General features: G+C 39.8%; 14 protein-coding genes. 5 read left to right on the top strand and 9 right to left on the bottom strand.

What is annotated here, in order from left to right; all coding sequences use genetic code 11:
• Together FTU34_RS01060 and def are read right to left on the bottom strand one after the other, a co-directional pair.
• Window positions 1-1,212 (bottom strand): GGDEF domain-containing protein, encoded by a 1,212-nt coding sequence (locus tag FTU34_RS01060; RefSeq protein ID WP_180034480.1) that lies wholly within the window; start codon window positions 1,210-1,212, stop codon window positions 1-3.
• Window positions 1,213-1,403: 191 nt separating this feature from the next.
• Entirely contained in the window at window positions 1,404-1,886 is a 483-nt protein-coding gene (gene def / locus FTU34_RS01055) for a peptide deformylase (protein ID WP_078192223.1), read from the bottom strand.
• A gap of 377 nt (window positions 1,887-2,263) precedes the next feature.
• Between def and FTU34_RS01050 the strand changes: the two genes are divergently transcribed.
• Entirely contained in the window at window positions 2,264-3,544 is a 1,281-nt protein-coding gene (locus tag FTU34_RS01050) for an MFS transporter (protein WP_180021219.1), read from the top strand.
• 406 nt (window positions 3,545-3,950) lie between these two features.
• On the opposite strand, the gene FTU34_RS01045 is transcribed toward FTU34_RS01050, so the two are convergent.
• The 4 genes from FTU34_RS01045 to pnuC all read right to left on the bottom strand — a co-directional run bounded on the left by FTU34_RS01045 (window position 3,951) and on the right by pnuC (window position 6,170).
• Window positions 3,951-4,448, bottom strand: coding sequence for a DUF2505 family protein (locus tag FTU34_RS01045; protein WP_180034481.1), 498 nt, complete (start codon window positions 4,446-4,448; stop codon window positions 3,951-3,953).
• Window positions 4,449-4,613: 165 nt separating this feature from the next.
• A complete protein-coding gene (locus tag FTU34_RS01040) occupies window positions 4,614-4,781 on the bottom strand; it encodes a hypothetical protein (RefSeq protein WP_180034482.1) in 168 nt (55 codons plus the stop codon).
• A 235-nt stretch (window positions 4,782-5,016) separates the two neighbouring features.
• Window positions 5,017-5,316, bottom strand: a complete 300-nt coding sequence (locus FTU34_RS01035; protein ID WP_180034483.1) for a hypothetical protein — start codon at window positions 5,314-5,316, stop codon at window positions 5,017-5,019.
• A gap of 263 nt (window positions 5,317-5,579) precedes the next feature.
• Complete coding sequence (pnuC, locus tag FTU34_RS01030) at window positions 5,580-6,170, bottom strand: nicotinamide riboside transporter PnuC (RefSeq protein WP_180034484.1); 591 nt, start codon at window positions 6,168-6,170, stop codon at window positions 5,580-5,582.
• Between the two features lie 222 nt (window positions 6,171-6,392).
• Here pnuC and FTU34_RS01025 point away from each other — a divergent pair, with 222 nt between their 5' ends.
• Genes FTU34_RS01025 through FTU34_RS01015 form a run of 3 tightly spaced genes read left to right on the top strand, consistent with a single transcriptional unit; the run spans window position 6,393 to window position 8,738 of the window.
• Window positions 6,393-7,178 (top strand): crotonase/enoyl-CoA hydratase family protein, encoded by a 786-nt coding sequence (locus FTU34_RS01025; RefSeq protein ID WP_180034485.1) that lies wholly within the window; start codon window positions 6,393-6,395, stop codon window positions 7,176-7,178.
• 55 nt (window positions 7,179-7,233) lie between these two features.
• Window positions 7,234-8,124, top strand: coding sequence for an alpha/beta fold hydrolase (locus tag FTU34_RS01020; protein WP_180034486.1), 891 nt, complete (start codon window positions 7,234-7,236; stop codon window positions 8,122-8,124).
• A 50-nt stretch (window positions 8,125-8,174) separates the two neighbouring features.
• Entirely contained in the window at window positions 8,175-8,738 is a 564-nt protein-coding gene (locus FTU34_RS01015; RefSeq protein ID WP_180034487.1) for a TetR/AcrR family transcriptional regulator, read from the top strand.
• On the opposite strand, the gene FTU34_RS01010 is transcribed toward FTU34_RS01015, so the two are convergent.
• Window positions 8,720-9,208 (bottom strand): hypothetical protein, encoded by a 489-nt coding sequence (locus FTU34_RS01010; RefSeq protein ID WP_180034488.1) that lies wholly within the window; start codon window positions 9,206-9,208, stop codon window positions 8,720-8,722. The two genes, FTU34_RS01015 and FTU34_RS01010, sit on opposite strands and share 19 nt — an antisense overlap.
• Window positions 9,209-9,642: 434 nt before the next feature.
• Between FTU34_RS01010 and FTU34_RS01005 the strand changes: the two genes are divergently transcribed.
• Window positions 9,643-10,089 carry a GNAT family N-acetyltransferase gene (locus FTU34_RS01005; RefSeq protein ID WP_180034489.1) on the top strand — a complete coding sequence of 149 codons (447 nt, stop codon included), beginning with the start codon at window positions 9,643-9,645 and terminating at the stop codon, window positions 10,087-10,089.
• A 141-nt stretch (window positions 10,090-10,230) separates the two neighbouring features.
• On the opposite strand, the gene FTU34_RS01000 is transcribed toward FTU34_RS01005, so the two are convergent.
• Together FTU34_RS01000 and FTU34_RS00995 are read right to left on the bottom strand one after the other, a co-directional pair.
• Window positions 10,231-12,027: a diguanylate cyclase domain-containing protein gene (locus tag FTU34_RS01000; protein WP_180034601.1), complete on the bottom strand. Its 1,797-nt coding sequence runs from the start codon at window positions 12,025-12,027 to the stop codon at window positions 10,231-10,233.
• A gap of 187 nt (window positions 12,028-12,214) precedes the next feature.
• The gene (locus FTU34_RS00995) at window positions 12,215-12,553 is read right to left on the bottom strand and encodes an FKBP-type peptidyl-prolyl cis-trans isomerase (RefSeq protein WP_078191421.1); all 339 of its coding nucleotides are present in this window, start codon (window positions 12,551-12,553) and stop codon (window positions 12,215-12,217) included.
• Between the last annotated feature and the right edge of the window lie 325 nt (window positions 12,554-12,878).

Raw genomic sequence — 12,878 nt, 5'->3', positions numbered from 1 at the left:
TTAATCTTCTGCCAAGTTTAACTCACGAAAGCTACGCACTTGGTTACGACCTTGTTGCTTTGCCATGTACAGCGCTTGATCGGCCATACGCGTGACCACAGCAGACGGTGTCCCCTCAATCGCAGTTGCTACACCGAAACTTGCACTAATCTTCAACATTTGATGGTTGGCTATCATAGTTTCAGCTTCAGAAATGGCCAATCGACAGCGTTCAGCGACCTCTATCGCCTGCTCTAAACTCTGATTTTTTAAAATTAAAATAAATTCTTCACCGCCATAACGTCCAACCACATCTTGTACACGAGTATTGTCATTTAAAATTTGAGCAACACGTTGTAAAACGGCATCTCCTGCATCATGTCCATATTGGTCATTGATCAGTTTAAAATGGTCGAGATCAAGTAAAACCACTGCAAATTCAGGCTGTGTCTGTTTGCTGAGTGTATCAAGTTCATGACTAACATAACGTCGGTTAAACACATTGGTCAGCCCATCGACACGGCTGAGGACTTCCATCTTTTGTTCACGGTGTCGCCACTGTAAAAGCAAAATCTGAAAAAATACTGCACTGATGATCAATATAGGTAAATACAACTCCGCCATACTCATCAGCCAAAAGGCATTGTCGTAAAACTCACTCTGTTTTAAAGCTGGGCTGAAAATCGGTGCATATTCTAGATGGTCAATCGAAGTTTGATAGCAAATGTAGCCAATAAACAGTGTGATCGGAAATGTAATACTGAGCATAATTGCAGGACGATAAAAAACCAAACCGACCATCAGCAGATTGACCGTCCCCGCCATAGTGGCAGGACTATAGATCCCGATCATATAGCCACCATAGATCATGCCGAACCCAAACAGGACGGGCGCAAAATAGCTAAAAAACAGTCTAAAATTTAAATATTTTTTGAAATAAAGACTGAGTACTGCCAATACGCCATAACTGAGTAGGACTATACAAGCGACGATGATCCTGAACTTGAGTTCACTCGGATTAAACCAAATCCGATTGGTCGAATAATAAAAATTCATGATGCACCACTTCAACACGCTAACTTGACTCAGCATGCCAAAGATGAGAAGTAAACGCCCTTTATCGTAGTCAGACCAATTGATGATGAGATAGTCGGATTCAAATAAAAGATGCTTCAACTTACGCCATTGTACGCCCCAGTTCGTACAGACAGCATTGCCCCAGTTTTTCCCCATTAATCTACTTTTTTATTTTATTGTTTCGCTAGTTATACAAGGTTTTAACTTCAAAAAGAATGCCTATTTTCACAGTTATAAGTGCAACATTTAAAGCCTTTAAACTTCACTTGCACCACTATTCAAATTACTTTTCCGTTATTTTTTTAGCTCAATTGGTCACTTTTTTATTTTTGAAATAACACGGTTTATTATTCTAAACGCTCGGTGAATAAGATCCCGTTCAGATGATCGACCTCATGTTGTACGATCCGTGCAGGAAAGCCATTCAGGGTTTTCTCTTTGACTTCACCTTGAAGGGTCAAATATCGCACGTGAATTTGCTCGGCTCTCGGGACTTGCCCTCGTGCATTCGGCACACTTAAGCAGCCTTCTTCACCCAAAACCGTGGTCGTAGATCGAGATGTAATCACTGGATTCACCATCACGATCGCCTCCATTTCAGGCGCATCGGGATAGCGTAAATTTGCACGTGAAGCCACGATAATCACCCGCTTTGAAACATAAATTTGCGGCGCGGCAATGCCTACGCCTTGACGCTCAAGCATAGTGGCATGCAGTGTTTCACTTAGTGCAGTTAACCATGCAGAACCTATTTCAGATGCTTGTACCTCTGCGGCAGTGAGCGTCAAAATTGCTTCACCACGCTGTGCAACAGCAGCAACATAACTCATGTTTTTATCCTTTTAAGTCTAGCGGGCTTAAATTACGTAAAAAAAACAATCATGCAATATGCATTATTATCGGTTCTGAGTATAAAACAACAGCATGCTATGGCTTTGAATCTTTTGTGGTTTATATAGAGCACAAAGTAAAATAGTAGATCATACTACCCTATACCATTGATATTTATCATTTATACATCAAGGTACGCCATTATCTATTAGCAATCATTATTTAAGTTAATGCGACTTTATCTATATTATTTTGTTCTTAATTAATGATATTTTCATAACTATAAGTTTTTAATAATGCAACAAAGTTTGATTATTCAATAAAAATTTGAATCACTAAAATCCTCAAATGCTATTTGCTGCTGGAAAATATTTGCATGGAAGCTCAGCCACGCCTGACTCGTCAAGATAAACGCACCCTCGGACTGTCATCCCTCGGTGGCGCACTTGAGTTTTATGACTTTGTCATTTATGTGTTTTACGCCAAAATTATTTCGGAACTGTTTTTCCCCACTGGCCTCAGTCCATTTTGGGCGATGTTGAATACCTACGGTATTTTTGCCGCAGGATATTTTTTCCGCCCATTGGGTGGTGTCGTAATGGCGCATTTTGGCGATTTGATTGGTCGTAAGCGTTTATTTAGTTTGTCTATTTTACTCATGGCTTTGCCTACGCTGATGATCGGTGTGATGCCAACTTTTGAAAGTATTGGCTATGCAGCACCACTCCTGCTCCTACTGATGCGTGTGATTCAAGGCATCGCGATTGGTGGTGAAATCCCTGCTGCATGGACTTTTGTTTCAGAGCATGTGCCTGAGCAAAAAATTGGTATCGCCAATGGCTTACTCACTGCTGGCTTATCTTTAGGTATCCTATTGGGCGCACTGATGTCTTTGTTTATTTCATTACAATTTACAGAGTCAGAAATCCATGATTGGGCATGGCGGATTCCATTTATTCTAGGCGGAATCTTTGGTTTTGTTGCGCTCTATCTACGCAGTTATTTAAAAGAAACGCCAGTATTTAAAGCCATGCAAGAAAAGAAACAATTGGCTAAAGAGCTTCCAGTGAAACAAGTACTGCAACAGCACAAAACAGGCGTTGTGATTGGTATGCTGTTTACATGGTTCTTAACAGGCTGTGTTGTTGTGCTGATTTTAGCGATGCCAAATCTACTCACGGGCGCCTTTGGTTTTGAACGGGCCGATGCCTTTAAAATGCAAAGTGCCGCTATTGTGATGCAAATGGTCGGTTGTATCTTGGCAGGTCTTTTGGCAGATCGCTTCGGTGCGGGCAAAGTGATGCTGTTCGGTTCCCTCCTTGTCGCGATAATTGCGGGCGTGTTCTATAACAGCTTGGGCCATGTGGCAGCATCGACCGTGTTTGCGCTCTATATGTTGCTCGGTTTGGCATCAGGTACAGTTGGTATGGTGTCTTATAGTATGGTGAAAATGTTCCCTGCACAGATTCGTTTCTCGGGCATTTCATTTTCATACAATTTGGCCTATGCCATCGCGGGTGGTATCACTTTGCCATTGGTTCAATGGTTGAGTTTATACAGCAACATTGGCGCTATGTATTATATATGGACTGTCTGTTTGGTGACCTTCTTTACTGCGATGCTTTATCGTCAACGTTTTGAAAAAACATCTCGCTAACTGATGTTACGAAGTAACATCAGCAGCGCAATTTGATTCAAATAAATGAACGATACGCGCTAAGGTCATCCGCAAGTGTTTGAGACAGGACTACTTTTAATCAAAATTGTTTTTGCAATACTTTGAAAAATTTGACGCTAGTGAACGAGTTTTGCGGTGAGGAGCATTGCTCCGCAAGATGGTTTCCTTACGAAGCTTCGCTTCTCATTTTGCCGAATGAGAAACAATGTTTCGTAAGAGTACCTCCAGCCGAAGGCTAATCCCTTTATTCAATCCATAGATGTAAGACCCCGTCGAATAGACTTAAATATCATTTAAAAATTGTGAAATTACTTTTACGTGCGTAACCTCAGTCACTAAAAAAAGCGGTCAATGACCGCTTTTTTTAAATCACTTTCAAATCAATTCAGGCTTTTAAATTTTTACGTAATTCATCTTCTACAATTTCAATCTCAAGCTGACTAAAACGACGAATTTCACCTTCTGCATGTTTTTCAAGTAATCCACCAATAAGTGGAACTTTGACTTTCACCGTCCAGTCCAAATTGAAACTGACTTGTGTCGTATCGCCACTGACACTTCGTTTGCAACTTGCTTCGAGCGGTAGGTTCGGATCTAGTTTGACGTCAGAGGTTAATGCCGCCAAATTACTAATATCCGTACGTTTCAGACGAAACGCATCTTTTAAAAACTTCTTGGCAATATCTGGAATATTTACATCCAAGTTATAGGCACGTTTTAAGGTATACATATCACCTGTTTTTTTTGATTCTAAAATTTCTAGATTTTCACCCGGTATGCGTTTGCACACCGCTTCATGCAAGCTGATATCTGCGGCTAATCGTTTAAAATCTTCAAGTGAAACGCCATAAATTGTGGCATTGACGGTAAATTGATGTGCCATTCTCGTAATCCTTCAGGTCAATATTGGTTTTATTGTTTTATTTCGCCCAGTTTACAGTTGCTAAAACTGTGCTTTGAATTAAATCGAAAAGCGTTATGGCTGTCATTGACCTGAAACCAAACTGAAAAAACAGAATTGCCATACTGCAACTCATTGGACTCTGCCTTAAAGGACTTTTTGATAGATTTGCCCATGCTGATCTTTAAACTCGAGCTGAAATTCCCAGCCCGCATCAATTTTTAAATACATCCCTGCATAGGACAACTTTGCGTACCAATGACCAAAGTCGAGGCTTACAATATCAAAGCGGGCTTGTTCAGGGAGCTGTTGCATTGGTTTTGCATGTATCAAAGCGCTTGGTTCAAAAGACGTGCAGTGCGAGCCATAATCATGAAAAAGTTCGAAACATAGCTGATTAAAAATTTTAAATGTTGAATCTTTTGGGTCAAGTTGCATCATTGCTTTAATAACTTCCCATATCTTTTCATTTCTTCTTGCGCTTATTTTTATATTTCTATAACAAATCTTTGTGGTACTGCTTTTATAAATCTCAGTTTAATTTAAGTTGTTAATTTAACAGCATGCTATGCACTACACCATCCCGATCACGGTGTACCAGTTTGATTGGTTGTGAATAATCGATCAAGATGCTTTGGTGTTTATAACTGATTTGGATGCCGTATTCATCTGCACCATCATCCAAACCGCTGATGCTACATTGCGTCCCTTGTGGAAATGCATTGAGCCATTCAGCGTTATACACATCTGCTATTTGCTCAAACTGAAAAAAGCTCGCCTTTTGCTGCAGTAGAACCGTAGCTTGTCGGTCAAAACGCAGTTGCTGCTCAAGTTGAAAGTCGATAATCATGACTCTGCACGCTCTTTACTTATTCATCGGGATCGGATCATCGGCTATTAAAATCAAGCTTCGCAGACACCCAATTTTGCTTATAAATTCACAGAGGATTTTATGACATGTCTTAGACTCAAATGAACACAGCCACATTTCTTAAGGCATAAAAAAGGCACTTCTCATCGGGGTGAAGCCCGATTATGAAATGCCCTTTATGGTTACAAAGTAAATATATTTTTATAAATTGTCAAATTGGGAATGAAAAAAACATCTGTGGGCTAAATGGATAAAGCTTTCATCGCCTGTTGCTGCTGTTTATTTTTGACTTGTGTCCATTGCCACCAACCAAATGCCGCCAAGCCCACAAAACCTGCATACAACGCCGCAGTGAGATACAGGTCTTTGTATATAAACATACCCACATAGATAATATCGACAAATACCCAAAGCACCCAAGTAGCAATATGTTTCCGGCTGGTCCAATACGTTGCGAGTAAGCTAAACGCGGCCAATTGTGCATCCCAAATTGGTACGGCTGCATCGGTAAAATAGTGCAGGCTTAAACCAAAAATCAAACCGCCCACCGCAGCTAAGAGCATTTGAAAGATCACAATTTTGGTCGCAATCGGTTCAATACGGATGTCATGATCTTGTTGTTTGCCCTTCAACCAGTGATAAAAACCGTAGAAGTTCACCACCACAAAGAAAAATTGCAAAATGGTTTCGCCATAAAGTTTGTAGGTATAAAACAAGTAGGCATACAGCAAAAAAGCTGCAAAGTTAAACCACCAACACCACATATTTCGCTTTATGGTTAAAGTCACCCCGATTAAGCTAATAATGACTGCAAATATTTCTAAGTTCGACATGGTTGATTGGGCCTTAAAAAAGCTGCAGCTATTATGGAAAAATTCAGCCTAAAGGCAAGCTATATCCTGCACTATTTCATATCAACGCTGTAAATTTTAAATCAAACCACTCATCCACCAGACGATGATTTTGATGTTTTGAACGCATCAGTTTTGACAGTTTTCTAACAATCATTTAAAAACTTAGCTATGCATAAAGAATAATCAGAAGGAATCATCCAAATGTCAGAACAACAAGGTCGTGTAAGTCGAGAAATTCGTGGTCATCTTTATTTAATCGGTTTGGACCGTGCAGATAAACGAAATGCGTTTGACAGTCATTTAATTCATGACCTTTCACTGGCGCTCACTGAATATGAAGATGATCCAAATTTACGCTGTGCAGTGATTTTTGCTCATGGCGATCATTTTACTGCAGGTCTAGATCTGGTCGAATTACAACCAAAACTTGGCAGTGGACTGTTTAATTTTCCTGATCAGCAAATTAATCCGTGGGGAACCAACTCACGACAACGAAAAAAACCAGTTGTGGTCGCGGTACAAGGGTTCTGTTTTACAGCGGGTATTGAACTCATGCTGAATGCCGATATCGTGATCGCACAGCGTCACACGGAGTTTGCTCAAATGGAAGTGCAACGTGGCATTCTTCCCTTTGGTGGCGCAACAGTTCGCTTTGTGCAAGCAGCGGGTTGGAATAAAGCCATGCGCTATTTACTCACAGGTGAACGTTTCAATGCGCAAACGGCATATGACATGAATTTGGTGACTGAAATCACTGACCAAGCACCCTTATCTCGTGCCATTGAACTTGCGGAACAAATTGCGCAGGCCGCACCACTAGCGGTTCAGGCAACACTCGCTGCAGCACAGCAAGGTGTGCATTTGGGAGCCGATGCTGCATTTGCTCAATTAGATCAGCTTTTACAACTATTACTAAAAACACAAGATGTACAAGAAGGTGTGATGGCCATGCTACAACGTCGTGCAGCCAATTTTCAGGGCAAATAAGCCTATGGATAAATCGAATAAACCTTTAACGCCCTGCAACATCAAGAGAAAAATTATGCCAACGGATTTAGAACAAACAACGCAAGAAATACACAGTACACCCGTGAGTTTCCCAGCAACCGATTGCTATACGCTTTCAGGCGTTGAATATCGGCCTAATACTGCCGCTAAGGCCAATATTATTATTTCAAGTGCGACAGGTGTACCTCAACAATTTTACCGTCGATTTGCCGAGTATGCCGCAGGACTCGGTTATCAAGTACTGACTTTTGATTATCGTGGTATAGGGCGTTCTGCACCGTCAAAACTTAAAGGCTTTAAGATGTCTTATCTTGACTGGGGACGTTATGACCTTTCTGGTGCCATAGCTTATATGCAACAACATGGTCAGGAAACTTTTCTAGTGGGACACTCTTATGGCGGTCAAGCACTAGGCCTTACCTCAAATCACGATCAGATACGTGCCATGTATTGTTTTGGCACTGGCGCAGGTTGGCATGGCTATATGCCCTTTAAAGAAAAAATGAAGGTTCATGTAATGTGGAATATCGTTTTTCCGCCGATGGTTGCCATCAAAGGGTATTTGCCTTGGAGCGAACTCAATATGGGCGCTGACCTTCCTGTCGATGTCTATAAACAATGGCGCCGTTGGTGTAAAAACCCAACCTATTTCTTTGCCGACCCTGAGCTGAGTGAGTTATCTCAACAATATGCTGCAGTTCAAACGCCGATTTATGCGGTCGCTGCACTTGATGATGACTGGGCATTACCCAATTCACGACATGCTTTTATGCAACATTATGCGCAAGCATCAATGCACTATATCAATATTGAAGCGCAAGATTATGGTCTAAAACAGATTGGTCATATGGGATATTTCCGCAAAGGTGCTGAACTCTTATGGCAGGAAGTCATTGGAAGGTTTGACGAACTATTAATCGCCTAGACCAATTTACTTCATACATAGCACATTGATTTATTCGGATAGAGAGATACATGCGTCCACGGAAAAACACCTCTGAACATCTATTGTTACAGTCAGCACACGCCTTTAAACGCTATGGCTATATGGGCTGCAGCATGGGGAAATTGGCTGAAGCCTGTGGACTCTCAAAAGCTGCATTTTATTATGACTATCCGAATAAAGACGCATTGCTGATGGAAATTTTAAACCTGACGCATATAAAGTTACAGCACAGTATTTTTCAGCAATTACAGCAAACTACTACCTCACCTCAACAGGCTTTCTCGCACATCCATCAACTCGCCATACAATTTTTTAGCCAAGGTGGATTAGGTTGTTTAGTCGGGATATTAAGTATGGAGCGGCAACATTTGCCAACTGAGATTTTTGCAAAATTACAGTCCATCTTTCAGGAGTGGCAACTCGCCTTTGAAGTGTTTTTTAAGCGATGCATGACCATCGAACACGCCGCTCAACTTGCCAAAGTCAGCTTGGCGGATTATGAAGGCGCTATTTTAATGGCCCGAATAACCGATGATTTGAGTTATCTCGATTTAGTCCAAGATCGCATTTTGCTTCAACTTGCGGAGTCTTGATAGCGATATTCAATTTTATGTTCTTCGCCAAAACGGTCGACATGTGTATAAAACTCACCGTATCGGCCTAAATAATACTCGAGCGATTGATTGTAAAAACTCCAATAAATCGACCATTCATTCAGATCTAATTGGCGAATTTGAGTTTTACAATTGACTGGCATGCGACGTAAAAAAACTTCTTGTAACTGTTCGGCTGCCTGTAGCGAATCTAATTTGTATTGTTGTTGAAAGAAAATTTCCGCAATATCATCAAAAAGTTGCTGTTCATATTCATCTACTTCAATGACTTGATCGACGTCACGAATAGCATCATCATTTGATGCTAGAGAGATACTTTTCGATTTTTTTGGTGCTTGGTAACGCGTATATTTTTGACGATATTTTTCTGTTTTTATTATTTTTTTGACCACGATTCCTGCTGCAGACAACGCAATCAGAATACACATCACAATGAGAAAAATAACCATAATAACAACCTACTGCCGATGACGCGCATGCACATCTTGAATCATCGAATATTTTATGAACTAATATAACGCACAATAACGTTTAAAATTCATACAAAATTATTTTAAAGCTGAAATCTTGCCAATTTTCTTTGCTAATTTATTTCAAACTATTACACCTGCTGAAATCATTGAGTATGTATACATTTCTAAAATATCTATTATTACTTTAAAAACAGTATAGTTAGATGCATTTATGTGGTTATTTATCCGTATTTAACGATTAATTTATAAATATACATTTGTAAATTTTGCAACAATTTTGAAATAAAAACCCAACCCAACGGCGCAATGGCTGCAAAAAAACATAAAACGCAACAAGAAGCCTCTTTAAGCACAGGGCGATATCTTCTGAAATGGCAGGCTGTTGGAGTTTTTTATAAAAAGAAAAAATTATGATACGCGAAGCACAAATTCAGGATATACCCGAAATTATTCACGTGATTCACAACAGCATTCGTTCATGTATCCAGGACCATCAACGTAATGAAAGTGTGATTCAAACTTGGCTTGAGGAGGCAAATCAATCAAATATCTTAATGTGGATGCTTTACAACGACAGTTGGGTCTACGTCAGTGACAATCGAGTGGTCGGCTTTATTTTAGTCAGTGATCAGGGACAAATTTTACTGAACTATATCTGCCCAGAACGTCAGTACCAAGGCATTGGTAAGGCGTTATTGTTAAACATGATACACTGTGTCAGGAAAAAGAATATTACCGAGATCAGTCTAGAAAGTACTCATACGGCACTCGCCTTTTACCAAAAATATGGCTTTGTCGCACATCAGGATTTTGAGCCTGCCGAAGTTCCGCTCAAATTGGTCAAACAGCTCTGTTAGTAGAGAGGCAAACCTCATAAAAAGATAGATTTTCAAATAGGATGATTATGATAGGTGAATTTAAAAAGAGATCAATCTAAATGAGTGTTGCAATGGTACTAGCAATAGCACCGCAAAGTTTTAACCGTTTATAACTAGGTATCAAGGCTTAAGTTGATCGCGTCCTGCCTGTTTGGCCATATATAAATAATGGTCTGCATGCTTCATTAAGGCTTCGATACTGTCGAAGTCATTCTGCTTATCCATCCATGCCATGCCCAAACTCAGTGTGACATAATTTTTTTCATCACCCCGATTAACATGTTCAAGTTGTTCATTACGCATGGCTTCGAGTACCAATTGTAATTGCTCTTGGGCAATCGCATACGGAACATCATGCATCAATATGGCAAACTCCTCTCCACCGTAGCGAGCCACATAGGCTGAACTTGGCAGAGTATTTTGCATGGTTTTCACAATTTGCTGTAACACCTCATCGCCTTTGAGATGTCCATAGTGGTCATTATAATTTTTAAAATAATCGACATCTAACATGGCAAAGACCAATGTTCGATGACTATGAAAACGGACTTCTGAATATAAACGTTGAATTTCTGCATTCAAAGCACGACGATTGAATGCCCCCGTTAAGGCATCAATACGAATTTGTAGCTCTAATTTTTTATTCAGCTCATGGAGCTGTAAGGTGCGCTCTTTGACTTTCTGATCGAGTGAACTGTTTAGCTCAAGCAGACTATTATTTAACTGCTCGGTATGCATCGACTGCTGTGCATAATGGTGCGATTGCTGAAACATGATCAACAAGGCATACAAACTGGTTGAAATGAACGATAAATTGACTGAATCAATCAAATTCATCATCAGCAAAAAGTCGTTTAAAAAAGTAATGCATAGGAAAATAACCGCGATTAAATTTAATTTTGAATACGGTTCTTTCTTTTTCAGTGTTAGGTAAAAACCATAAGCAAAATTACTTAGAACAACGATCACATAGGCAAAGCTGTAGGTTGCCAAAGGCTGAAAAATTTCAGGCGTCGAAACAAAAGTCACTGAAATATTCAAAGACAACAGCAACATCGCGATCTGATAATTTAAGGTAAATAAATAGCGACGACTGAGCAAGTGGATATAACTTAAAAAGAAAATCGATGCCAAATAGGTAAATAAGTATTCTAATCGCGTGCCCCACAACCAATTAATATCGGTAAAAGTGGTATAGGCATAAGGTGCTGAAAATAAATTATGGAGTGCTAAAAAGACAATAAATAAGCCAAACACCAAGTTACTTCGGCTATTGCGACCGCGTAAACCTCGGAAAACAGAAAATAGGATTGTAAATAGTCCCACACCCAAGACGGCACCAGACACCATTCCAATACTCATCATCTGTTGTTGGAATTGGCGGTTTACTGTCTTAGCAATACCAATACGCATCGGGTTTTCAAACCCGCCGTGCATACTGTTAAAACTTGAAGCCTGAATGGTTAAGGTGAAATATTCATCTTGTGCCACAAAATAGGCAATTCGTGGTGCATTCTCCGTTTTTTGTTCTGCTTCAGTTCGCCCAACTTCACCCAAACGAACGATCACATCACCATTTAAAAAGACCCGATACGCACCGTACTGATTTGGAATCAATACCGCGATACGACGACCAATAAATTGTTTGGGGATTTGGAAATGTCCAGTATATGTCCCAAAGCCTTTACTGTCCCCTGTGATGTCTTTAAATGATGCAGGCAGATAGACCGTTTGACCGACTAGAACCGAACTCGGAGAAGTTAAAAATTGATTTGGATAAAACAACCATTTGCCTTGTAAGAGGCTACTGGTGTCTTCCGTGAAGTAGATTTGGTTAACTTCGTTTTGATGTTTTAAATAAAATGATTTAGGAGCAGTTTCATACTGTGCTTGAGCAGTCGATACAGTGAATGCCAATGTAAAAATAATAAAGGTAAGAACCCAGAACAATCTGGTGCAAGGCAACTGTAAAGACAACGGCTTTGATTCCTGCGTTTATACTCGAGCAATTATTCTAATCTACGGTAAAAGACAAAAATAACAACTACTATTTTATCAAATTGATCAATAACTTCCATGTCACTGATCTAAAACAGTCGCTGTATTAATCGCGAGTTTTTACATCATACAATTCAATCTCAAAAATAAGATTTGAATTGGCAGGAATTACATTACCCATTTTACGTTCACCATAAGCCAAATGTGATGGCACGATTAACTTACGTTTACCACCGACTTTCATCCCCATGATGCCTTGATCCCAACCTTTAATCACACGGCCAGTACCAATCACTGTTTCAAAATAATTACCACGATCCAGTGATGAATCAAATTTTGTACCGTCTTCTAACCAGCCTGTATAGTGAGTTGTAATCAAAGCGCCTTTAACCGCTTCTTTACCTTCACCTACCACTAAGTCAATAATTTCTAATTCCGTGCTCATGCTCTCAACCTCAAATGCCGCAATCTAAATAAAGCACTATTATAAACAGAATCAGTCTGAACATGATGCCCTTGAATGCGTTAGAACTTAGCGACGCAAAGTTGAGAACACAATGATTTAGATCAGCATGCAAATAAACATTTACTAGTAAAGCTCACATGTCTTGAAACATTTAGGAGTATTCCGTTATCCCTAAGATGCATTGGGAAGAAACGAATAAAAAATTTCAAGCGCACTAAAAGTTTGAACGTTCATTGAATGAAGACGTTTATGCGGTAAGAACAACGCTATTTACAAAGATAATAAAGAGGATTCATCCATAGGC

The organism is Acinetobacter sp. YH12094 (assembly GCF_013419295.1).
GTDB classification, from domain to species: Bacteria; Pseudomonadota; Gammaproteobacteria; order Pseudomonadales; family Moraxellaceae; genus Acinetobacter; species Acinetobacter amyesii.
The sequence above is the reverse complement of the archived record's forward strand: the minus strand, read 5'-3'. Positions and strand labels throughout refer to the sequence as shown.

What these genes read in the sequence shown, in the direction of transcription:
- FTU34_RS01060 (WP_180034480.1), bottom strand. Translation starts at nt 1,212, where the DNA reads ATGGGGAAAAACTGGGGCAATGCTGTCTGTACGAACTGGGGCGTACAA.
- def (WP_078192223.1), bottom strand. Translation starts at nt 1,886, where the DNA reads ATGAGTTATGTTGCTGCTGTTGCACAGCGTGGTGAAGCAATTTTGACG.
- FTU34_RS01050 (WP_180021219.1), top strand. Translation starts at nt 2,264, where the DNA reads ATGGAAGCTCAGCCACGCCTGACTCGTCAAGATAAACGCACCCTCGGA.
- FTU34_RS01045 (WP_180034481.1), bottom strand. Translation starts at nt 4,448, where the DNA reads ATGGCACATCAATTTACCGTCAATGCCACAATTTATGGCGTTTCACTT.
- FTU34_RS01040 (WP_180034482.1), bottom strand. Translation starts at nt 4,781, where the DNA reads ATGCAACAGCTCCCTGAACAAGCCCGCTTTGATATTGTAAGCCTCGAC.
- FTU34_RS01035 (WP_180034483.1), bottom strand. Translation starts at nt 5,316, where the DNA reads ATGATTATCGACTTTCAACTTGAGCAGCAACTGCGTTTTGACCGACAA.
- pnuC (WP_180034484.1), bottom strand. Translation starts at nt 6,170, where the DNA reads ATGTCGAACTTAGAAATATTTGCAGTCATTATTAGCTTAATCGGGGTG.
- FTU34_RS01025 (WP_180034485.1), top strand. Translation starts at nt 6,393, where the DNA reads ATGTCAGAACAACAAGGTCGTGTAAGTCGAGAAATTCGTGGTCATCTT.
- FTU34_RS01020 (WP_180034486.1), top strand. Translation starts at nt 7,234, where the DNA reads ATGCCAACGGATTTAGAACAAACAACGCAAGAAATACACAGTACACCC.
- FTU34_RS01015 (WP_180034487.1), top strand. Translation starts at nt 8,175, where the DNA reads ATGCGTCCACGGAAAAACACCTCTGAACATCTATTGTTACAGTCAGCA.
- FTU34_RS01010 (WP_180034488.1), bottom strand. Translation starts at nt 9,208, where the DNA reads ATGGTTATTTTTCTCATTGTGATGTGTATTCTGATTGCGTTGTCTGCA.
- FTU34_RS01005 (WP_180034489.1), top strand. Translation starts at nt 9,643, where the DNA reads ATGATACGCGAAGCACAAATTCAGGATATACCCGAAATTATTCACGTG.
- FTU34_RS00995 (WP_078191421.1), bottom strand. Translation starts at nt 12,553, where the DNA reads ATGAGCACGGAATTAGAAATTATTGACTTAGTGGTAGGTGAAGGTAAA.